Genomic DNA, 21,718 nt, shown 5'->3' on the forward strand with positions numbered 1-21,718 from the left:
CTTTTGCCACCAAAAGGCTCCGCACCCATGCGGAGCCTTTTTTGTTTGTCCCGCCTGTGCGCCGCGAGTATCGCGCGTCCGGGCCGGATCATTGAACAGTATTTGGATCGTCTGCGGACGGTCGATTGAGCGGAACGAACCCACATGAAATTCATTGACGCAGCGCGTATCGAGGTGATCGCCGGGAATGGCGGCAATGGCTCGGCATCGATGCGCCGTGAGAAGTTCGTGCCGTTCGGTGGACCTGACGGCGGCGACGGCGGTCGCGGCGGCAGCGTATATGCCGTGGCGGACCGAAATATCAACACCCTGATCGATTATCGTTATTCGAAGAAGCATTTGGCGAAGAATGGCGAATCGGGTCGCGGCGCGGATTGCTACGGCAAGGGCGGCGAGGACATTTTCCTGCGCATGCCGGTCGGCACCATTATTACCGACATGGAAACCGGCGAGACGATCGCCGATCTGACCGAGCACGGTCAGGAAGTCGTGCTCGCGCAGGGCGGCGCCGGCGGTCTGGGCAACCTCCATTTCAAGTCGAGCACGAACCGTGCGCCGCGTCAGAAGACGGATGGCAAGCCCGGTGAGCGCCGTATGCTCCAGCTCGAGCTGAAAGTGCTCGCGGACGTTGGTCTGCTCGGCATGCCCAATGCGGGCAAGTCGACGTTCATCGCCTCGGTATCGAATGCACGTCCGAAGATCGCGGATTATCCGTTCACGACGCTGCACCCGAATCTGGGCGTCGTGCGCACTGCCCCGGGCAAGAGCTTCGTGATTGCCGATATTCCGGGCCTGATCGAAGGCGCTGCGGAAGGCGCGGGGCTGGGTCACCAGTTCCTGCGTCACTTGCAGCGTACCGGCTTGTTGCTCCATATCGTGGACATCGCGCCGTTTGACGAAGGCGTCGATCCGGTGGCCGATGCGCAGGCTATCGTTCTCGAACTCCAGAAGTACGACGAGGAGCTGTTCCAGAAACCTCGCTGGCTGGTGCTCAACAAGGTCGACATGGTGCCGGAAGCGGAGCGCGCCGAGCGCGTGGCCGACTTCCAGAAGCGCTTCGGCTGGAGTGGCCCCACGTTCGAGATCTCCGCATTGACCGGCGAAGGCTGCGAGAAGCTGTGCCTCGCGGTCCAGGAGTATCTCTATCAGCAGCGCGGTGCCGTCGAAGAAGCGCTTGAAGATGCCGCATTGGACCCGCGTTTCCGCGCGGGCAGTGCTGCCCCGGCCGAACCGGCGCCGCAAGCCGCACCACAAACGCCCCCGGACGACGCGCCAAAGGCGTAAACTTCTCGTCACTCAAATGCGGGTGCTGGCGCGATCGGTCGCGTCACCCATCCGCAAACCGGGTGCTGCAGGCATGTGAGGGATGGGCGCTTCTACGTCACTTCCCATCGCTTCCCGCCACTTCGCGGCGACTGCGGCGGCCCGTCTTCCCAATATATCCGCAGGAGAATCCAGGTCCATGCGTTCGGTCATTGCCGATGCCAAGCGGCTTGTGGTGAAAGTGGGCTCCAGCCTTGTGACCAACGACGGTCGCGGTCTGGACGATGTCGCGATTGCGCGATGGGCGCAGCAAATCGCCGCATTGCGGCACGGTGGCGACGGGCGTTCGCCAAAGCAGGTAGTGCTCGTCAGCTCGGGGGCCATTGCCGAAGGGATGCAGCGCCTGGGTTGGGCGCGCCGTCCGAAGGCCATCGACGAATTACAGGCTGCCGCCGCTGTCGGCCAGATGGGCCTCGCGCAGGTCTACGAGACCCGTTTCGCCGAACATGGCGTGCGAACCGCGCAGATTCTCCTCACGCATGCCGATCTGGCCGATCGCGAGCGCTATCTGAACGCGCGCACCACCTTGCTGACGTTGTTGCGACTCGGCGTGGTACCGATCATCAACGAGAACGACACGGTCGTGACCGATGAAATCAAGTTCGGCGACAACGACACACTGGGCGCGCTCGTGACCAATCTGATCGATGGCGACGCGCTGGTCATCCTGACCGATCAATCGGGTCTGTACACGGCCGATCCCCGCAAGAACCCTGACGCCGAGTTCGTGCATGAAGCCGAGGCGGGCGACGAGCGTCTGGAGGCGATGGCCGGGGGCGCCGGAACGAACATCGGGCGTGGCGGCATGCTGACCAAGATTCTGGCGGCCAAGCGCGCGGCCACGAGCGGTGCGCACACCGTGATTGCGTCGGGACGCGAGGCGGACGTGCTCGTGCGTCTGGCCGGCGGCGAGGCCATTGGCACGCAACTGGTTGCACGTACGGCGGTGCTCACTGCGCGCAAGCAGTGGATGGCCGATCATTTGCAGGTTCGCGGCCGTGTCGTGATCGATGCGGGCGCATGCAAGAAGCTGGTGGAAGAGGGCAAGAGCCTGTTGCCGATCGGCGTGATCGATGTCGAGGGCACGTTTGCGCGTGGAGAGGTGATCGCCTGCGTGGATGAGGCCGGCCACGAAGTCGCGCGCGGCTTGTCGAACTACAGCGCTTCGGAGGCGCGTCTGATTCGCCGTCACCCGAGCAGCGACATCGAGCAAGTGCTGGGTTTCGCGAACGAGCCCGAACTGATTCATCGCGACAATCTGATTCTGCGATGATGCTGCGCTGAGTTTGCCGAGCGGGGAGTGTTCCCTTCGCGTCACACATAAAAAAACGCCGGCACGCAATGCGTGACCGGCGTTTTTCATTCGACGCCGCGTAGCGTGGGGCGGGAGGGGCGGCGTGTGGCCGCCCGTCGCGCTCAACGATAGGCCGGATTGGTCGTCGGGAAACGCAGCCCCTGGACGATGGCCTTGGCGTTGCCGAGCGGTGTTTTGTCCTGGCAGAGATAGTCGCGGTACAGAATGCCCTGATAGGCCGTTGCGCCATACGGCCGGATCGGGCGCCATTCGCTGTTGCGTGCGGCGACCCAGGTGCCGTCGGGACGGCCGGTGGCGTACAGGCGCGACTCGAACGACGAGCAATGAATGCCTTCGTACGATACGTTACGCGCGCCTTGCTTGCTGCGGATCACGGCGATATAGCGGACCACGCCGTCGTCCGTCACCTGCACCGACTTCGTATCGATGGCGTAGTCGAGCGTGGCGTTCGGCAAGGTGGGGAAGCTCACCAGATCGGCGTCTTGCGGTGCCGTGGTCGGCAGGGTGTATTCCGCTTCCTTCCATTTGCCCTTGGCGGCTTCCTGCTGGGCGAGGTATTCGTCGAAGTCCTGGACGGGTTGCGACGTGCTGCTGCAGGCGGCAATCAGCGCCAGAGCAGCCAGAGGAGCCAGGGCGGCCAGGCGCGGGGCGCGGCGGGCAAAGAAAGGACGCATGAGATGTGAATGAGAAATCGGTTGAACGGCGGATGAACGAAAGCGGGCAATCCGCGCGGCATCCCGGAGGACGCCAGGTCAAGGAAAGGGCGCGGGCGTGATGCCCGCGACCGATGATGGACAAGCCGGCCGCGTCCCGGTTCAGTGCTCCCGGGGCGGCATGCCCGAACTGACGACGGTGTCCGCGGCTTCGCCCGCGGCGCCGCAATTGTCATTGCTGCACCCGTCGCCGTGCGCGTCGGTGCCGCCCGGAGGCATGTCGCCGATTCGGGCGCCAGCGCGCGGAAACCGCCGCCGATCTTGCTGAGCGCGCGCTGCCGAGCGACGCAGATAGCGCGATAGCTCGTTCAGGGCGAGTTGATAGACCTCGCGCTTGAACTCGATCACGGCGTCGAGCGGCACCCAGTACTCGTTCCAGCGCCAGGCGTCGAACTCGGGATGATCGGTGGCGCGCAGGCATATGTCGCAATCGCGACCGACCATGCGCAGCAGGAACCAGATCTGTTTCTGGCCCCGGTAATGTCCGCGCACCTCGCGCTTGATGAATTTGTCCGGCACCTCATAACGCAGCCAGTCGCGCGTGCGACCGATGATTTTGACGTGTTCTGGCTTTAGCCCGGTTTCCTCGTGCAATTCTCGGAACATGGCCTGTTCAGGCGTTTCGCCGTACTTGATGCCGCCTTGCGGGAACTGCCAGGAGTGCTCTCCCAGACGCTTGCCCCAGAACACTTCATTGCGTGCGTTTAAGAGGATGATGCCGACGTTCGGGCGAAAGCCTTCACGGTCAAGCATACAACCACCCTTGAATCCTTTAAAATTGCTTCGATTATAAACAGATAATCACCGGCGCGGCGGCCGGCGGCGGCTCGGGTGACCGGGGCGGCGCGTACGGCCGGCGGGTGTCTCAGGGGCTGCGACGACGTTCGGGCGCGCCCCGGCCCCGCTTCTGGCAACCGACCCGAGCGCTGTACGCGCCGTTGACCCTCAATTTTCCGGAAATCTGCATGAAAGCCTCTCGTTTCTTCATCGGCACCCTCAAGGAAGCGCCCGCCGACGCCGAAATCGTCAGCCACAAGCTGATGATGCGCGCCGGCATGATTCGCCGCGTTGCTGGCGGTATCTACGATTACCTGCCGATCGGCCTGCGCTCGATCCGCAAGGTCGAAGCCATCGTCCGTGAAGAAATGAACCGCGCAGGCGCGCTCGAACTGCTCATGCCGGCCGTACAGCCGGCCGAACTGTGGCAGGAATCGGGCCGCTGGGTGCAGTACGGCCCGGAACTGCTGCGCCTGAAGGATCGTCACGACCGCGATTTCGTCGTCGGTCCGACGCACGAAGAAGTCGTGACGGACATCGCCCGTCGCGAAATCAAGAGCTATCGCCAACTGCCGGTGAACTTCTATCAGGTGCAGACGAAGTTCCGCGACGAGATTCGTCCGCGTTTCGGCGTGATGCGTGGCCGCGAGTTCATCATGAAGGACGCCTACTCCTTCGATAAGGACCGTGCGGGCTTGCAAGTGTCCTATCAGAAGATGTTCGACGCTTATGTGCGCATCTTTACGCGTCTGGGCCTGGAGTTCCGGGCCGTGGTGGCCGACAACGGCTCCATCGGCGGCTCGGGTTCGCATGAATTCCACGTGATCGCCGACACCGGCGAAGACGCCATCGCCTACTGCCCGGCGTCCGACTATGCGGCCAACGTCGAAATGGCCGAGGCGCTCGCGCCTCAGGGCGAGCGCGCCGCGCCTGCCGAGCCGCTGACCAAGACCGCCACGCCGGGCAAGGCCAAGTGCGAAGCTGTCGCGGAATTCCTCTCGATTCCGCTCTCGCGCACGGTCAAGTCGATTGTGCTGGCCACCGATAGCGAAGACAGTGGTACCACCGTGTGGCTGCTTCTGCTGCGCGGCGACCACGAGCTCAACGAGATCAAGGCGAGCAAGGTGCCGGGCTTGTCGGGCATGCGCTTCGCCAGCGAAGCCGAGATCGTCGAGTGGTTCGGCACGCCGCCGGGCTATCTGGGTCCCATCGGCACGAAGAAGCCGGTCAAGCTCGTGGTGGATCGTTCGGTCGCGAAGATGAGCGACTTCGTGGTCGGCTCGAATGAGGCTGGTTTCCACACTACGGGTGTGAACTGGGGGCGCGATCTGCCCGAACCGGAAGTCGTGGCCGATCTGCGCAACGTCGTGCCGGGCGATCTCTCGCCGGACGGCAAGGGCGAGCTGGCGCTGTGCCGCGGCATTGAAGTCGGCCACGTGTTCCAACTGGGCACCAAGTACTCCGACGCCATGGGCGCCACCTTCCTCGACGAGACCGGCAAGCCGGCACCGATGGAAATGGGCTGCTACGGTATCGGCATCACGCGTATTCTCGGCGCGGCCATCGAACAGAATTTCGACGATAACGGCATCATCTGGCCGGAATCGATCGCCCCGTTCGAGGTAGTGCTGTGCCCGATGGGCTACGACCGCAACGATGCGGTGCGCGAAGCCACCGACAAGCTGTATGAAGACCTGCTGGCCGCTGGCGTCGACGTGATTCTCGACGACCGTGGCGAGCGTCCCGGTGTGATGTTCGCCGACTGGGAACTGATCGGCGTGCCGCACCGCGTGGTGATCGGCGATCGTGGTCTGAAGGAAGGCAAGATCGAGTATCGGGGCCGTCGCGACGAGCAAGCCCAGTTGCTCGACGCCGCTGTCGTGGCGGAAGTCGTCGCCGGCAAGGTGCGTGCTGCGAAAGCCGTCTGAGCGAGCGACGCCTCTGATGAGGACGGCGCGCCGGTGAACGTTGACCGGCGGTGCGCGGCCTCGTCACCGACGCCGACGCCGCCGCCGCGTTAGCAATACCCAACGGCAGTCGCCCCGGCGACTGCCGTTGTCATATCCGGAAGCATTATCAGTATGGAATATACGTTCGCCTCAGCAACGATACTGTTGCTGCTCATCACCGACCCCTTCGGCAATATCCCAATCTTCGTGAATGCCCTGAAGAACGTGCCGGCCTATCGACGCCCACGGGTCATCTTGCGCGAAGTGTTGATCGCGTTCGTCATCCTGTTGATCTTCATGCTCGCGGGCGATCGCTTCCTGCGCATGATGAGCCTCACCGATCTGTCGTTGCAGTTGGCGGGCGGCATTGTGCTGTTTCTGATCGCGCTGCGTATGATCTTTCCGCGCCCCGATCAGGGGACGTTGCCCGATGCCGGCGAGCCGCTCATCGTACCCTTGGCGATTCCGGCACTCGCCGGGCCGTCGGCGCTCGCGACCGTCATGCTGCTGGTGTCGCAGCAGCCGGGGCGCATGCTTGAGTGGATCACGGCGCTGTGCGTCACCATGGCCGTCTGCGCGGTAGTGCTGCTGCTTGCCGATCGCATCGAGCGATGGGTGGGCTCGCGCGTAGTCGCTGCGTTCGAGCGGCTGATGGGATTGATTCTGGTGGCGATTTCGGTAGAGATGATCCTCAAGGGCGTGAGAGTCTTCGTTCACCAGTTCTGAGGGGACACATCGCACTCGTCATGAAAAAGGGGCCTTTCGGCCCCATTTTTCTATCGTGCATTGCGAGGCGTGGCCCCGTTGCGACGCTCAGCGCGGCGTCGTCAGCGCGCGGATCGTCGGCAGGTTGCGCCAGTAACCCTTTGCGTCCATGCCGCAGCCGAAGACGTAGCGGTCCGGCACGGTGAAGCCGCAGAAGTCCGGGTGCGACGGCTTTTCCTTCGTCAGGATCTTCTCGCACAGCACGGCGCTGTAGAACTTCGAGGCGCCCATCTCCAGAATCCGGTCACGAATCGCGGCCATCGTGGCGCCTTCGTCGAGAATGTCGTCGAGCACGAGCACCACGCGGTCGCGCACCGAGTCGCGCGGTGCCACGCGCCACTGCATTGCGCCGCCGGTCGTGGTGTTGTTGTAGCGCGAGAGGTGGATGTAGTCGAACTCGAGCGGAAAATCCAGACGCGGCAGCAGCATGCCGGTGAAGACGGCGGCGCCGCCCATGACCGACAACACCATCGGGAATTCGTCCCCAATGGCGTCCTTGATGGACTGGGCCATCGTGTCGACGGACTGATTTACCTTGTCGGCCGAGACGATTTCTTCGGAATTACGGAATACTTCGAGGGCTTCTTCGCGGTTCATATGGGGCGACCCTGTGGAACGTGTTGCTGTGGGATGTCGCTAAGTGCGGCCCGGAGTATATACGGAAAGTCCGTAGAGATGCCCGGACCGCGACCGGTAAGCCTGACTCAGCGCATGCCGGGCATCATGCCTTTCATGCTGCGCATCATCTTCATCATGCCACCGCCTTTGAGCTTCTTCATCATAGTGCGCATCTGGTCGTACTGATTGAGCATGCGGTTGACCTCCTGCACCTGAACACCGGCACCGGCGGCGATCCGGCGCTTGCGGCTCGCCTTGATCAGTTCCGGCTTGGCGCGCTCGGCCGGGGTCATCGAGTTGATGATGCCCTCCATGCGGCGCACCTGCTTCTCGGCCTGATCCATATTGGTCTGACTGGCAGCCGCCTGGAATTGGGCGGGCAGCTTGTCCATGAGCGACGACAGGCCGCCCATCTTCTTCATCTGGCCGATCTGCGCCTTGAAGTCGTTCAGATCGAAGTCGCCGCCTTTCTTGACCTTGTCGGCGAGCTTTTGCGCGGCCTGGACGTCAACGCCGCGTTGGGCTTCCTCCACCAGCGCGAGAATGTCGCCCATGCCGAGAATCCGGTTCGCCATGCGATCCGGGTGGAAGACTTCGAGGCCGTCGAGTTTTTCGCCCACGCCGACGAACTTGATCGGCTTGCCGGTAATGTGACGCACCGACAGCGCCGCACCGCCGCGCGAATCGCCGTCGAGCTTGGTGAGCACCACGCCGGTGAGCGGCAGCGCGTCGTTGAAGGCGCGGGCGGTGTTCACGGCGTCCTGACCGAGCATGGCGTCGACCACGAACAGCGTTTCAATCGGCTTCAGCTCGGCGTGCAGGGCGCTGATTTCCTGCATCATCACTTCGTCGATACCCAGACGACCGGCCGTGTCGACGAGCAGCACCTCATGGTGATGGCGACGAGCCCAGTCGACAGCTGCGCGCGCGATGTCCACCGGCTTCTGATCGGGTTGCGACGGGAAGAAGTCCGCGTCGACCTGCTGCGTCACCGTCTGCAACTGAGCGATAGCGGCGGGGCGGTAGACGTCGGTGGAAACCGTAAGGACTTTCTTCTTCTGGGCGCGCAGCAGCTTGGCGAGCTTACCGACGGTGGTTGTCTTGCCTGCGCCCTGCAGACCGGCCATGAGGATGATGGCGGGCGGCGTGGTCGCGAGGTTGAGTTCGGCGGCGCGGCCTTCGTAGTCGCCGCCCATGAGCGCGGTCAGTTCGCGCTGCACCACGCCCACGAGCGCCTGGCCCGGCGAGAGGCTGGAAATGACCTCTTCGCCCAGTGCCTTTTCCTTCACCTTGGCGATGAAATCCCGGACCACCGGCAGCGCGACGTCGGCCTCGAGCAGGGCGAGACGTACCTCACGCAGCATTTCCTGCGTGTTGGCCTCGGTCAGGCGAGCTTCGCCGCGCAGCGTCTTGACGACCTTGGCGAGGCGCGTAGTGAGATTGTCGAGCATGAAACGTATCCTGTAAGACTCGCAGTGGCCCCGGTGGCCTGCCTCGCGTCCCCGGCGGGGACGGTGGCGGGTACGGCAGCGCGCCCGTCATGGGCTGGTGTAAACTTCAAATATGACTATTTTACTGTATGCGCTGACCGCCATCCTTTACGCCGGGTTGGCGGTTTGTTCGTGGCAAGGTTATCGGCGCGATGCCGCGCTCGCTATGGCGGGCGGGCAAGTCGCGCCTGCGCCGGTCGCGGGCACGCCCTCGCGCTGGCCGATGCAGCTCTCGCTGTTCGCCGTGCTGCTGCTGCATGGGGTGTTGCTGCATCAGACAATCTTCCGCGCAGACAGCATGCACTTCGGTTTTGCGTACATGCTCTCGGCCATGCTGTGGCTCTCGGTCGGCATTTACTGGATCGAGAGTTTCTTCTTTCCGCTCGACAGCCTGCGACTAATGGTCACCCCCGTGGCTGCCGTCGCCTGTTTGTTGCCGATGATTTTTCCGGATGTGCGCATTCTCGGTTTTGCCGCAGATCCGATTTTCAAGGCGCACTTCATCATTGCCAACATGGCCTACGGTCTGTTCGCACTGGCGGCGTTGCACGCGCTGCTGATGATTTACGCCGAGCGGCAACTGCACCCGTCGCGCAGCACCGAGGCGACCGGCTGGCTCTCGCGCTGGCTTGAGACGCTGCCGCCGCTGCTGACGATGGAAAAATTGCTGTTCCGGTTGATCGGTGCCGGGTTCGTATTGCTGACCCTGACGCTGATCTCGGGCGTGATGTTCTCCGAGGCGCTCTTCGGACGCGCGGTGCGCATCGATCACAAGACCGTGTTTGCGGTGGTGTCGTGGCTGATGTTCGGCGCGGTGCTGCTGGGCCGGCACTTCTACGGGTGGCGCGGTAAGGTCGCGCTGCGTTGGGTTCTGGCGTCGTTCGTGGCGCTTTTGCTGGCGTATGTCGGCTCTCGCTTCGTGCTTGAGGTGGTGCTGCATCGCATGACGGAGACTTGAAGCGCGATGCGCAATATTTTGTTGTTACTGGTGTTGTTGGTGGCTGGCACATGGTGGATGCGGCACAACGAGCGCAAGCGCAATATCGAGCGCAACGAACGCAACGAGCGCATGCGTCAGCCCCCGGCGGGCGATCCGCGCAAGACGGTGCACGAAGCCCTGCCGCCCGCCGAGCGCATGGTGCAATGCACCGAGTGCGATACCTATCTTCCCGAGAGTGAAGCCATCGGCGGTGCAGGCGGCAAACACTTTTGCAGCGCCGCGCACCGTGACGCCTATCTGACGCGCGAACACCGCGCCTGAGACCCGCTGCGCAGTCAGGCTGCGCAGCAATGTCGACATCCTCCCTCGTCTTTGGCATGGCCTCTAAACGGGTCGCCTTGCGCATGCCTGTCGCATGCACTAAAACACAGTAACCGGCTCTGTATAAAAGAACCATAACAACAGGGACGAGACGACAGGAGGGCGCAATATGCTAATGCGCAGACGGATGTATTTTCTTCTTCCCGATCTGGCCAGTGCTCAACGCACGATGAGCGATTTGCTGCTCGCCCGGATCGAGGAACGTCACATCCACTTCATGGCACGTGACGAAATGGACCTGGAGGGACTGCACGAGGCTAACCTGCTACAGACTTCCGATATCGTGCACGGCGCAGAGGCCGGGCTTGTGATCGGTGGCTTCTGTGGTTTGGCGGTCGGTGCAGTCGCGGCGTTTTTCCCCATCGTGGGCACACGTCCCCAATGGGAATTGATGATCGTGACCGCCCCCCTCGGCGCGCTCTTCGGCGCCTGGGTGTCGAGCATGATCGGTGTCTCGGTGCCGAACTCGCGGCTCAAGGCATTTCGCGAGCCACTCGAGCGCGGCATGATCCTGCTGATGGTGGACGTGCGCGACTCGCGGGTGGATGAGATTCGCGAGATGCTCAAGGAGCATCACCCCGAAGCGCATATGGAAGGGATAGAAGCCGCAATTCCGGCGTTTCCGTAATCGATGGCAACCTGCGAGGGAATCGTATCGAAAGCGAAAAACGGGTTGGCGCAGGAGAAGTGTCTTACCGGCCGGCAACGGCCAATAGCGTCGCACCTGTGAGCGGCGCGGGGTGGTGCGCGTGCCGTATGGCACGAGTACGACGCCATCCCAGGGCGTGGTCACGCCCACGGAAGCCTCTCGGCCAAGTTCGGCGGGAGGCTTCTTCTTTGAGCATTCCATTTCCTTATTGTGCGGTGGCCGACAGGTGCCCGGCGGCGTATGATATTTGCACTCGCTGCCTGCGTTCGGCACACCGGGCGCGCCTTCGGCGTCGTTGCGCCAAGTGGGCTACAATGGCGCCCCTCGCTCCACGGGAGTTCACTGTGCCCGTCATGCTCCAGTCATCTGCGTCCCCTATTGTTGCGCTCCGATCGTCCGGTCGCGTCGAGACCTGCGCGTGTCCGATGCTGCGAGGTCGCGCATGAACGCACCGGACCAACGCCTGCCGCTTACGCTCGACGCCGACGGATGGGTGCGCGAAGCCGAGCGTCTGCCATCGCCCAATTTCGACATGCGGCCCGATGGCATGCCGACGGACCTGCTCGTGGTGCACAACATCTCGTTGCCGCCCGGGCAGTTCGGCGGCGACGAGATCGCGGCGTTCTTTCAGAATCGACTCGACCACGACGCGCATCCGTTCTTCGATGAGATTCGCGGCGTGCACGTCTCGTCGCACTTTCTGGTGCGGCGCGATGGTGCATTGCAGCAGTTCGTGTCGTGCGATGCGCGGGCGTGGCATGCGGGCGCGTCGTCGTTCGAGGGTCGTACACGCTGCAATGATTTTTCCATCGGCGTTGAGCTTGAAGGGACCGACGACGTGCCGTTCACGGCCGCGCAGTACGCAACGTTGGCGGCGCTTACGCGCGCGTTGCTTGAGCGTTATCCGATTCAAGCCGTGGCCGGACATGCCGATATAGCACCGGGCCGGAAGACGGATCCGGGCCCGCATTTCGAGTGGCAGCGATTGCGCCGGATGGCGGGTCTGAGCCCCGAGGCGCTGCCGTTTCAGCGAACCGCTTAATCCCCATCCGGGGACAGGTTTTGCTTGACACGGCGATGCCACGGGCCTCCCCGGCGAGCAAAATTTTTGGGTTTGCGGAGTGCGTCATCTCCACTATACTTAGTGCAAATTCCGGTGCCGACCACTACATCTAGTGGTTGATGTCAGGTTCGGCACAGAATGCAATCACCATCAATACCGTGTTTGTCCTGCGGCGTTTTGTGGGGCGGCACAGCAGCAAAGCCGTGCAGCGGACACCTCGAACCCTTGGCCGTCCGTCGGTCGTGCGGTGTTCAGCACTTCGCTCCATCGGCGCCCCCAGGGCGCATATTTACCGGCTGTAAAACTGGTAGAGACGCGCTAACAGCACCATCTCATTGGAACGGGAGTTTTTACATGCAGACTAACGAAAACCTCACCCGCCCGAACCCGACGCCCGCCGCGAATGCCGGCAGTGGCACGGGTGCGTCGGCGCCCCAGACGACGGGCGCATTCGAGCCGGCCACCAACGCCGACTTCAAAGTGATTCGACGCAACGGCGCGGTGGTGGGTTTCGAGCCGTCGAAGATCGCGATCGCCGTGACCAAGGCGTTCCTGGCCGTGAACGGCGGTCAAGGTGCGGCTTCGGCGCGCGTACGCGAACTCGTGGAGCAATTGACGGAGAACGTTGTGCGCGCATTGGTGCGCAGCCGCCCGAACGGCGGTACGTTCCATATCGAAGACATTCAGGATCAGGTCGAACTCGCGCTCATGCGCGCAGGCGAACACAATGTGGCCCGTGCCTACGTGCTGTATCGCGAGAAGCGTTCGCAAGAGCGCGCTCACGCGATCGAGACCACGCAGGAAGCCGCAACGCCCGACGCGCCGGTGCTGCGCGTGACCGACAACGGGGTGACGCGTGCGCTCGACATGAGCGTGTTGCGCGGCGTGGTGCAAGCCGCGTGCGAAAACCTTGGCGATGAAGTCGACGCCGAACCGATCCTGACCGAGACCATCAAGAATCTGTACGACGGCGTGCCGCTGTCGCAGGTCTACGATTCGGCGATCCTCGCCTCGCGTACCCTCATCGAGAAGGAACCGGCGTACAGCCTGGTCACGGCCCGTATTCTGATGCACACGATCCGCCGCGAAATCCTCGGCGAGGAAGTGCCGCAGGGCGAAATGGCGGCTCGCTACGTCGAGTACTTCCCGCGTTTCATCAAACAGGGTGTCGAAGCCGAACTGCTCGACGAGCAACTGCTCTCGTTCGATCTGGCCAAGCTGGGTGCCGCGCTCGACGCATCGCGCGACCTGCAATTCAACTACCTCGGCCTGCAAACGCTGTACGACCGCTACTTCCTGCACATCGACGGCCATCGCATCGAAATGCCGCAGGCGTTCTACATGCGGGTTGCCATGGGCCTGGCGCTGAACGAAGTCGAGCGCGAAGCGCGTGCGATCGAGTTCTACCAGATCCTGTCGAGCTTCGACTTCATGAGCTCGACGCCGACGCTGTTCAACTCGGGCACGCGTCGCTCGCAGCTTTCCTCGTGCTACCTGACGACCGTCTCGGACGATCTGGAAGGGATCTACGAGGCGCTCAAGGAAAACGCACTGCTCTCGAAGTTCGCCGGCGGTCTGGGCAACGACTGGACGCAGGTTCGCGCGCTCGGCTCGCACATCAAGGGCACGAACGGCAAGAGCCAGGGTGTGGTGCCGTTTCTGAAGGTGGTCAACGACACGGCCGTGGCCGTGAATCAGGGCGGCAAGCGCAAGGGCGCAGTCTGCGCGTACCTGGAAACGTGGCACCTGGACATCGAAGAATTCCTGGAACTGCGCAAGAACACGGGCGACGATCGCCGTCGTACGCACGACATGAACACGGCGAACTGGATTCCCGACCTGTTCATGAAGCGCGTGATGGAAGGTGCCGAGTGGACGCTGTTCTCGCCGTCGACCTGCCCGGATCTGCACGACAAGTACGGCAAGGCTTTCGAACAGGCTTACACGGCTTACGAAGACAAGGCCGCGCGCGGCGAGATCAAGCTGTTCAAGAAGGTGCCGGCGCAGGCGCTCTGGCGCAAGATGTTGGGCATGCTGTTCGAAACCGGCCACCCGTGGATCACGTTCAAGGACCCGTGCAACATCCGCTCGCCGCAGCAACACGTGGGCGTGGTGCACTCGTCGAACCTGTGCACGGAAATCACGCTCAACACGAGCGAGACCGAAATCGCCGTGTGTAACCTCGGCTCGGTGAACCTCGTGGCTCACCTGAAGCAGACGGCCAACGGCTACGAACTGGATCACGAAAAGCTGCAACGCACCATTCGTGTGGCAATGCGCATGCTCGATAACGTCATCGACATCAATTACTACGCGGTGGCGAAGGCGCGCAATTCGAACCTGCATCACCGTCCGGTGGGCATGGGCATCATGGGCTTCCAGGACTGCCTGCACCTGCTGCGCACGCCCTACGCGTCGAACGACGCGGTCGAATTTGCCGACCGTTCGATGGAAGCCGTTTGCTACTACGCTTACTGGGCATCGACCGAGCTGGCTAAGGAACGCGGTCAGTATTCGTCGTACAAGGGTTCGCTGTGGGATCGTGGCATCCTGCCGCAAGATTCGCTCAAGCTGCTGGCCGAGGAGCGTGGCGGTTATGTCGACGTCGACCTGTCGAGCACGCTCGATTGGGACAGCCTGCGCAAACACATCGCCGATCACGGCATGCGCAACTCGAACTGCGTGGCCATTGCCCCGACGGCCACGATCTCGAACATCATCGGCGTCTCGGCCTGTATCGAGCCGACGTTCCAGAACCTTTACGTGAAGTCGAACCTGTCGGGCGAGTTCACTGTGGTCAACGAGTATCTGGTGCGTGACCTGAAGGCCCGTGGCCTGTGGGACGAAGTGATGGTCGCCGACCTGAAGTACTTCGACGGTTCGCTCGCCCGCATCGATCGCGTGCCGGCCGACCTGCGCGAGATCTACGCCACGGCGTTTGAAGTCGAGCCGAAGTGGTTGGTCGAGGCGGCATCGCGTCGTCAGAAGTGGATCGATCAGGCGCAGTCGCTCAACATCTATATGGCAGGCGCATCGGGCAAGAAGCTCGATGAGACATACAAGCTGGCATGGACGCGTGGGCTGAAGACCACGTATTACCTGCGTACGATGGCCGCAACGCACGTCGAGAAGTCGACGGTGAGCCGTGGCGCGCTGAACGCCGTGCCGAGTTCGGGCGGTTTGTCGGGTGGCCTCTCCGCCGAGCCGACCTCGCCGCTGGCACAGCCGATGCCGGAAGCCGAAGGCGCGGTCTGCACGATGCGTCCGGGCGACCCCGGCTTCGAAGAGTGCGAGGCTTGCCAGTAAGCCGAGTGTGCCGAGGTGCCTGAGAAGGGGCCTCGGTACCTGGAAAAAACCCCGTCGGCCCGCAAGGGCGACGGGGTTTTTTCTTGGGCCTTCGTCCGGCGATCAGGCCAGATCGATACGCATGGACAAGTCGAGCGTCTGGCCGTGGGCCACCACGACATGATTGTTGTCGAACTCGCCGACCCGGTGTGTCGAGGGTTCGAGGCACAGGTAAGGGCGCCCGGCGGGGGAGTGCAGTACCAGCCAGGTGGCATCGGCGGTGCGCACAGTGGCCGAGCGCAAGCCGCCGGCATAGTCGATGCGCGCATTAAAGGTCCCCGACTCGGAGGGTACCTCGGCGAACCAGGTCGACCGTCCCCCGGTATCGAGTCCGCCGCCGACGGACACGACTTCCATTGGGCCGACGTGCACACGCTGCTCGCTCGGCCAGCGAATGTCTTCGGAGGGCGAACGCCAGATCGCTTCCGATTCGAACGTCAGACGCGCGCCTGCGGGCCAGCGGAAGTACGGGTGCAGCCCGAGGCCGGTCGGCATGTCCTCCGCAGACAGATTCGTGATCGACAACTGCATGTCCACGCCCTGCTCGTCGAGCGACACCGAGAGGTATGCCTGATAGTGCCAGGGCCACTCGGGCTGAGCGGGGCAGTCGAGTTGGAGCACGCAGCAATGCTGGCTCTCGTCGACGACCTCCCACTCGCGGCGCAGCCCCCAGCCATGCAGCGAACTCGACGCCACCGGCGCCTCGCGAACGGCAATCGTGCGCTCACGCCAGTGCAACGTGTCGTCGCGCAGCATATTGGTATACGGCAGCATCGGAAACGCACCGGCCTTCGGCCATTCGTCCGACGGGAACGGCTCATTGCCCAGCGGTACGAGGTAGTCGAAGAGGTCGCCGCGCGTGTCGCGGCGGGCGAGCCGCGAGAGCCTGCCGCCACAACCGGGCTGGACTTCGGCCATGAGCGAGCCTTTCGTGAGGCGGATCGGTTTGCCGGGAGTGAGTCTGTCCGGCGTTGGGCCCGGCGAACCTGCCTGAGCCTGTGCGCTGTGCGCGCCTGCGGATGTCATCGTCGGTATCTCCTTCATCGGCGTCTGGACGTGGCGCGCGCCGGAATCTGCCGCTCCGGTCCGCTGCGCAATGACGCTCGTCGCCACAGGATACGCCAATGTGGCGCAGCGCCGTCGCGACACGTCGCAATGACTGTCGTGCGACGCCGTTTCGTGGCAAGATGCCGGTCCCGCGAGGCCGGACGCCAGTGCCCTGGGGGAAACCGCCAAACACTAGGTATAGTGGTCATCGTGCGGTGCGACACTATATCTAGTGTGGTGTGCTGGAATGAGTGACGTAATTGTGCTAAATTGGAGTCATTCAATTCGACGTCGGGAGGTCATGATGTTGTTACCGCTCTCGCGTCGGCGTTGTTGTTCAAAACTGCGCAATTGCGCATCTGCATTACCCCCGAAACACGGCAGCTTTTCCGGCGGACTTCGTACTGTCGGCGACAAGTCGCCGGCTGCCGGATCGCAAGTTTTTTGTCGGCCTTCGCTCGCGAACGGCTGATCTGTCACTTCGGCGATGTGCGCGTTTGTGTGCATCGCATCAACCTGAACGGACTGAGACCCTATGCTTAACTGGGAAGAAGACACTACCGCCGCCAAATCGGCCGCCCCCTCCGCTGCTCCGGCCCCTGCGTCGAACATTCTCGGCACCCAAGGGGATACCCCGAGTGTGATCGCTTCGCAGTCGACGCGCCGTGTGAGCGCGTCCGACAAGCGCGTGATCAACGGCACGACGGACGTGAACCAACTGGTGCCCTTCAAGTACAAGTGGGCCTGGGAAAAATATCTGGCCGGTTGCGCGAACCACTGGATGCCGCAGGAAATCAACATGTCGCGCGACATCGCGCTGTGGAAAGATCCGAACGGTCTGACCGAAGACGAGCGCCGCATCATCAAGCGCAACCTCGGCTTCTTCGTGACGGCCGACTCGCTCGCCGCGAACAACATCGTGCTGGGCACCTACCGCCACATCACTGCACCGGAGTGCCGCCAGTTCCTGCTGCGTCAGGCGTTCGAAGAGGCGATCCATACGCACGCTTATCAATACATCGTCGAGAGCCTGGGGCTGGACGAAGGCGAGATCTTCAACGCGTATCACGAAGTGCCGTCGATTCGCGACAAGGACGAGTTCCTGCTGCCGTTCATCGAAGTCGTAGCCGATCCGTCGTTCCAGACCGGCACGCAGGAAGCCGACCAGAAGCTGCTGCGCTCGCTGATCGTGTTCGCCTGCATCATGGAAGGTCTGTTCTTCTATGTCGGCTTCACGCAGATCCTCGCGCTGGGCCGTCAAAACAAGATGACCGGTGCTGCGGAGCAGTATCAGTACATTCTTCGCGACGAGTCGATGCACTGCAACTTCGGCATCGACCTGATCAATCAGGTGAAGCTGGAAAACCCGAACCTGTGGACGCCGGAGTTCCGCGAAGAGATTCGCGAGCTGTTCAAGAAGGCGGTCGAGTTGGAGTATCGCTACGCCGAAGACACGATGCCGCGCGGCGTGCTTGGTTTGAACGCGGGCATGTTCAAGAGCTATCTTCGCTTCATCGCGAACCGTCGTTGTGCCCAAATTGGTCTCGAAGCGCTCTACCCGAACGAAGAGAATCCGTTCCCGTGGATGAGCGAGATGATCGATCTGAAGAAGGAGCGCAACTTCTTCGAAACGCGTGTGATCGAGTATCAGACCGGTGGCGCGCTGAGCTGGGACTAAGCACGGAGTGAAAAATGGGTGCTCGCTGCAAAGCAAGCATCCATGCGGGTTTCAAGAGGGTGGTGTGTGCGTGCGTGACACGCGTGACCGGCAGCAAGAGAAGCAAAAGAGAACGTGCAGGTCACGCACATCATCCTCACTCGCAAGACGTTTCGATCGCTTCGCAAGTGCTTCGCATGCGTCGACATGCGAGAGCGATGTGCATCAAATACAACAGATTGACTTCGTCATTACGAATGTTGTGCGCTTTTTTATGCGCAAAGTATTAACATCGCATCACAAAAGAATTATTATTCGCTCAAATAAATTGCAGTCTCGATGAACACACGAAAGCACATTGCTTTCCTCCCGCGACAGAGAGCTGGTAGTTACGGAGCGTAAAAACCTTGGTGCATAGCAAGCAGTATCGCTTATCCGCTATCGCAATCTCCTCCATCCCGATGACGGGACAGGCAAGCTACCCCCCGAAGAATCTGGCGAATCCCCCTTCTCAAGACAATCGAATTGCTGGCGGCAATGTCGCCGGCAATTTTTTTGCGCGCGTGACCACACACGGTCAGCGTCATGCGCGCAGCGCCGAATTCATTAGCGTAAGCCGTCGTTGTCCGATGCGTACGCCGATGAATAGCCCGCTCGCCGGCGGTTCTCCGCACGGTGGTCGGGTTTCCTTCTCAGGTGGTTTGTTTGAGTGATCTTTCACGTTAAGGAGCAAAGTGATGGCTACTACTGCTAAGAAAAAACCCGCAGCCAAGAAGGCTGTTGCCAAGAAGCCGGTAGCGAAGAAGGCTGCCGCCGCCAAGAAGCCTGTCGCCAAGAAGGCTGTGGCTGCTAAGAAGCCGGTCGCGAAGAAGGCAGCTGCTGCCAAGAAGCCGGCAGCGAAGAAGGTTGCTGCCAAGAAGCCGGCCGCCAAGAAGGTCGCGGTGAAGAAGGTTGCCGCCAAGAAGCCGGTTGCCAAGAAGGCGGCAGTGAAGAAGGTTGCCGCCAAGAAGCCGGTTGCCAAGAAGGCAGCAGTGAAGAAGGTTGCCGCCAAGAAGCCGGCCGCCAAGAAGGCAGCAGTCAAGAAAGTTGCCGCCAAGAAGCCGGCCGCCAAGAAGGCAGCAGTGAAGAAGGTTGCTGCCAAGAAGCCGGCAGCGAAGAAGGCTGCTGCGAAGAAGCCGGCTGCCAAGAAGCCTGCTGCTAAGAAGCCCGCTGCTGCCAAGAAGCCGGCAGTGAAGAAGGTTGCTGCAAAGCCTGCTGCTGCTCCGGCTGCTGCAGCACCGGCAGCACCGAAGACGGCTCTGAATCCGGCAGCGGCATGGCCGTTCCCGACCGGCAGCCGTCCGTAATTCGAGTGCCGATGCAGGAACCAAGGCACTTAGGTGTCTTTTGATCGAGTAGGCCTACTCGATCCGAAACCCGCTGTGATGAGCGATCGTCACGGCGGGTTTTTTCATGGAAGCAATGAAAACGGGCGACCTGAGTCGCCCGGTTGATGCATTGCGAGAGCGATGCGGGATCGCTCCGGTCAGAGGACTGCGCGCTTCAGCGCGGCACGCGCCTTAGTGCGTCACACGTGTCACACCGCCGCTCGAGAGCAGACGCACGCGCTGTCCCGGCTGGAACGCCTCGTCGGCGTCCTGCGTGATCGCACGCAGTTCGCCATTGTCGAGTCGCACGGTGATTTCCAGACCTGCCTTCTTGCTCATGCGGCTTTCGATGGCCTGACCTGCCACAGCACCCAGCAGACCCCCGACGATGCCCGTCGCGATCGAGCCGCGACCGCCGCCGATCGCACTACCGCCAATGGCGCCGAGTGCGCCGCCGCCCGCAATGCCGAGAATGCCCGGATCGCCATTGCTGCTGTCGATCGTGACCGGACGCACCGATTCAACCGTGCCCATGCGCACGACCTGTTCGCGTTGCGCCTGCCGGCTGCTGTAGACGCTCGCAGAGTTGCTTGGACCGAACGCCGTGCAGGCGGACAGAGAGAGCGAAGCCGCGGCGGCGAGAATAATGAGCGGTGTGGTCAGTCGTGCCATTGTTATGCCTTTCCTAAAATCATTCGAAGCGGTGGCCGAACGCTTCTACATATTGCGCTTCGATGTCGCTGCGCGTGGGTGCGTAAGTCTGCGGGCCTTGCTCGGCAATCTTGAGCGAGCCCATCAGACTGGCCAGGCGGCCGGTCGTCGGCCAGTCGAGGCCCTTTTCGATGCCATACAGCAATCCGCCACGGAAGGCATCGCCGCACCCGGTGGGATCGACGACACGCTTGGCGGTCACGGCAGGAATATCGTACTGCTTGCCGTCGGCGAAGATCAGGGCCCCATGTTCTCCGCGCGTGACGACAAGTGCCTCCACTTGCGACCGCAGGTCTTCCATCGACCAGCCGGTCTTCGAGCAGAGGAGCTTGGCTTCGTAGTCGTTGACCGCGAGATACGTTGCGAGTTCCACCATGCGACGCAGTGCCTCAGCCGAGAGCAGCGGCAAGCCCTGGCCCGGGTCGAACATGAACGGCACGCCCGCCGCGGCGAAGCCTTCGGCGTGGACGAGCATGGCATCCGGGGCGTCGGGGGCCACAATGCCGAGCGTGGCGCCTTTCACATCGGCCACGCGATTCCGTGCCGAGAACATCATGGCGCCGGGGTGGAAAGCGGTGATCTGGTTGTTGTCCAGATCGGTCGTGATCATGGCGTTCGCCGTCATGCTGTCGGCAACGGTGCGCACGAATTCCGTCGTCATGCCAAGCGACTGAAAACGCTCGAGGTAGGCGCCGCCATCGTCGCCGACCATTCCCATCACCACCGGCGAGCCGCCCAGCAGGTGCAGGCTGTAGCCGATGTTGCCGGCGCAGCCGCCAAAGTTGCGGCGCATCGTCGGCACGAGGAAGCTGACGTTCAGGATGTGTACCTGATCGGGCAGGATATGCTCGCCGAAGCGGCCTTCGAACGTCATGATGTTGTCGTAGGCGAGCGAGCCGCAGATCACGGTAGTCACGGAATAGGTCCTTGCGAAAAAATGACGGGGGCCAACAAGGGCGTCCACACATGGGCATCGGTCGAGTTGCCGTGCGCCACTTAAAAACTGGCCGACGCAGTCGTTGCGCCGGCGCGGGAACAGCGATCCGGCGCGCCGGTGAGACCGGGCGGGCCAGATGAACGGGAATGAATTACGACAGGGCGGCGAGCGCGGCGTCGTAGTTCGGTTCGTTCTTGATCTCGGGCACGAGTTCGGCGTGGATGACGCGGTTATCGGCGTCGAGCACCACCACGGCACGTGCCGACACGCCGGCGAGCGGGCCCGTCGTGATTGCCACACCGTAGTTCTTGAGGAACTCGCGACCGCGCATAGTCGAGAGCGTAACGACGTTGTTCAGGCCTTCGGTGGCGCAGAAACGGCTCATTGCGAACGGCAGGTCGGCCGAGATCACGAGCACGACAGTGTTATCGAGCTTGCCGGCGGCTTCGTTGAACTTGCGGGTCGACGTGGCGCAGGTCGGCGTGTCGAGACTCGGCACGATGTTGAGCACCTTGCGTTTGCCTGCGAAGTCGTCGAGCGTGACGTCTTGCAACTTGGCGTTGACGAGCGAGAGTGCCGGTGCGGTCTGACCCTTTTGCGGGAACTGGCCGTCGACTTCGATGGGGTTACCCCCGAGCGTGACTTGGGACATCAATATCTCCTAGATTGAG

General features: G+C 62.3%; 20 protein-coding genes. 12 read left to right on the top strand and 8 right to left on the bottom strand.

Annotation, left to right across the window (positions count from 1 at the left end; all coding sequences use genetic code 11):
- Window positions 1-144: 144 nt before the first annotated feature.
- Together cgtA and proB are read left to right on the top strand one after the other, a co-directional pair.
- Window positions 145-1,284, top strand: a complete 1,140-nt coding sequence (gene cgtA, locus AT395_RS03310) for an Obg family GTPase CgtA (RefSeq protein WP_042113152.1) — start codon at window positions 145-147, stop codon at window positions 1,282-1,284.
- Between the two features lie 178 nt (window positions 1,285-1,462).
- Entirely contained in the window at window positions 1,463-2,596 is a 1,134-nt protein-coding gene (proB, locus tag AT395_RS03315) for a glutamate 5-kinase (RefSeq protein ID WP_042113151.1), read from the top strand.
- 143 nt (window positions 2,597-2,739) lie between these two features.
- On the opposite strand, the gene AT395_RS03320 is transcribed toward proB, so the two are convergent.
- The gene (locus AT395_RS03320; protein WP_042113150.1) at window positions 2,740-3,312 is read right to left on the bottom strand and encodes a CNP1-like family protein; all 573 of its coding nucleotides are present in this window, start codon (window positions 3,310-3,312) and stop codon (window positions 2,740-2,742) included.
- A 141-nt stretch (window positions 3,313-3,453) separates the two neighbouring features.
- Window positions 3,454-4,104 carry an RNA pyrophosphohydrolase gene (locus AT395_RS03325; RefSeq protein ID WP_082117666.1) on the bottom strand — a complete coding sequence of 217 codons (651 nt, stop codon included), beginning with the start codon at window positions 4,102-4,104 and terminating at the stop codon, window positions 3,454-3,456.
- Window positions 4,105-4,316: 212 nt separating this feature from the next.
- Between AT395_RS03325 and AT395_RS03335 the strand changes: the two genes are divergently transcribed.
- Entirely contained in the window at window positions 4,317-6,056 is a 1,740-nt protein-coding gene (locus tag AT395_RS03335; RefSeq protein ID WP_042113149.1) for a proline--tRNA ligase, read from the top strand.
- A gap of 153 nt (window positions 6,057-6,209) precedes the next feature.
- Complete coding sequence (locus AT395_RS03340; protein ID WP_042113148.1) at window positions 6,210-6,803, top strand: MarC family protein; 594 nt, start codon at window positions 6,210-6,212, stop codon at window positions 6,801-6,803.
- A gap of 87 nt (window positions 6,804-6,890) precedes the next feature.
- On the opposite strand, the gene AT395_RS03345 is transcribed toward AT395_RS03340, so the two are convergent.
- A complete protein-coding gene (locus AT395_RS03345) occupies window positions 6,891-7,439 on the bottom strand; it encodes a hypoxanthine-guanine phosphoribosyltransferase (RefSeq protein ID WP_042113147.1) in 549 nt (182 codons plus the stop codon).
- A 107-nt stretch (window positions 7,440-7,546) separates the two neighbouring features.
- Window positions 7,547-8,911 (bottom strand): signal recognition particle protein, encoded by a 1,365-nt coding sequence (gene ffh, locus AT395_RS03350; protein WP_042113146.1) that lies wholly within the window; start codon window positions 8,909-8,911, stop codon window positions 7,547-7,549.
- A gap of 112 nt (window positions 8,912-9,023) precedes the next feature.
- Between ffh and AT395_RS03355 the strand changes: the two genes are divergently transcribed.
- The 5 genes from AT395_RS03355 (at window position 9,024) to AT395_RS03375 (ending at window position 15,289) form a co-directional block, all read left to right on the top strand.
- A complete protein-coding gene (locus AT395_RS03355; RefSeq protein ID WP_042113145.1) occupies window positions 9,024-9,908 on the top strand; it encodes a cytochrome C assembly family protein in 885 nt (294 codons plus the stop codon).
- Window positions 9,909-9,914: 6 nt separating this feature from the next.
- A complete protein-coding gene (locus AT395_RS03360) occupies window positions 9,915-10,211 on the top strand; it encodes a PP0621 family protein (RefSeq protein WP_048628044.1) in 297 nt (98 codons plus the stop codon).
- A gap of 175 nt (window positions 10,212-10,386) precedes the next feature.
- Window positions 10,387-10,899 (top strand): DUF1269 domain-containing protein, encoded by a 513-nt coding sequence (locus AT395_RS03365; protein ID WP_042113144.1) that lies wholly within the window; start codon window positions 10,387-10,389, stop codon window positions 10,897-10,899.
- 463 nt (window positions 10,900-11,362) lie between these two features.
- The gene (gene ampD / locus AT395_RS03370; protein WP_042113142.1) at window positions 11,363-11,962 is read left to right on the top strand and encodes a 1,6-anhydro-N-acetylmuramyl-L-alanine amidase AmpD; all 600 of its coding nucleotides are present in this window, start codon (window positions 11,363-11,365) and stop codon (window positions 11,960-11,962) included.
- Window positions 11,963-12,337: 375 nt separating this feature from the next.
- Window positions 12,338-15,289 (top strand): ribonucleoside-diphosphate reductase subunit alpha, encoded by a 2,952-nt coding sequence (locus AT395_RS03375; protein WP_042113141.1) that lies wholly within the window; start codon window positions 12,338-12,340, stop codon window positions 15,287-15,289.
- A 102-nt stretch (window positions 15,290-15,391) separates the two neighbouring features.
- Here the strand turns inward: AT395_RS03375 and AT395_RS03380 are convergent, their stop codons facing one another.
- The gene (locus AT395_RS03380; protein ID WP_072632763.1) at window positions 15,392-16,354 is read right to left on the bottom strand and encodes an aldose epimerase family protein; all 963 of its coding nucleotides are present in this window, start codon (window positions 16,352-16,354) and stop codon (window positions 15,392-15,394) included.
- Between the two features lie 556 nt (window positions 16,355-16,910).
- On the opposite strand from AT395_RS03380, the gene AT395_RS03385 reads away from it, so the two are divergent.
- From AT395_RS03385 to AT395_RS03390, 3 genes are all read left to right on the top strand, one after another.
- Window positions 16,911-18,053, top strand: a complete 1,143-nt coding sequence (locus AT395_RS03385) for a ribonucleotide-diphosphate reductase subunit beta (protein ID WP_042113138.1) — start codon at window positions 16,911-16,913, stop codon at window positions 18,051-18,053.
- 386 nt (window positions 18,054-18,439) lie between these two features.
- The gene (locus AT395_RS25460) at window positions 18,440-18,745 is read left to right on the top strand and encodes a hypothetical protein (protein WP_125347570.1); all 306 of its coding nucleotides are present in this window, start codon (window positions 18,440-18,442) and stop codon (window positions 18,743-18,745) included.
- A gap of 24 nt (window positions 18,746-18,769) precedes the next feature.
- The gene (locus AT395_RS03390) at window positions 18,770-19,378 is read left to right on the top strand and encodes a histone H1-like DNA-binding protein (RefSeq protein ID WP_042113137.1); all 609 of its coding nucleotides are present in this window, start codon (window positions 18,770-18,772) and stop codon (window positions 19,376-19,378) included.
- 213 nt (window positions 19,379-19,591) lie between these two features.
- Here AT395_RS03390 and AT395_RS03395 read toward each other — a convergent pair whose 3' ends face one another.
- From AT395_RS03395 to tpx, 3 genes are all read right to left on the bottom strand, one after another.
- Window positions 19,592-20,071, bottom strand: a complete 480-nt coding sequence (locus tag AT395_RS03395) for an outer membrane lipoprotein (RefSeq protein ID WP_042113135.1) — start codon at window positions 20,069-20,071, stop codon at window positions 19,592-19,594.
- Window positions 20,072-20,090: 19 nt separating this feature from the next.
- Window positions 20,091-21,026, bottom strand: a complete 936-nt coding sequence (locus AT395_RS03400; RefSeq protein WP_042113133.1) for a carbohydrate kinase family protein — start codon at window positions 21,024-21,026, stop codon at window positions 20,091-20,093.
- 172 nt (window positions 21,027-21,198) lie between these two features.
- Complete coding sequence (gene tpx, locus AT395_RS03405; RefSeq protein WP_048628042.1) at window positions 21,199-21,699, bottom strand: thiol peroxidase; 501 nt, start codon at window positions 21,697-21,699, stop codon at window positions 21,199-21,201.
- Window positions 21,700-21,718 lie beyond the last annotated feature (19 nt).

Source organism: Pandoraea apista, from assembly GCF_001465595.2.
Classification (GTDB): Bacteria; Pseudomonadota; Gammaproteobacteria; order Burkholderiales; family Burkholderiaceae; genus Pandoraea; species Pandoraea apista.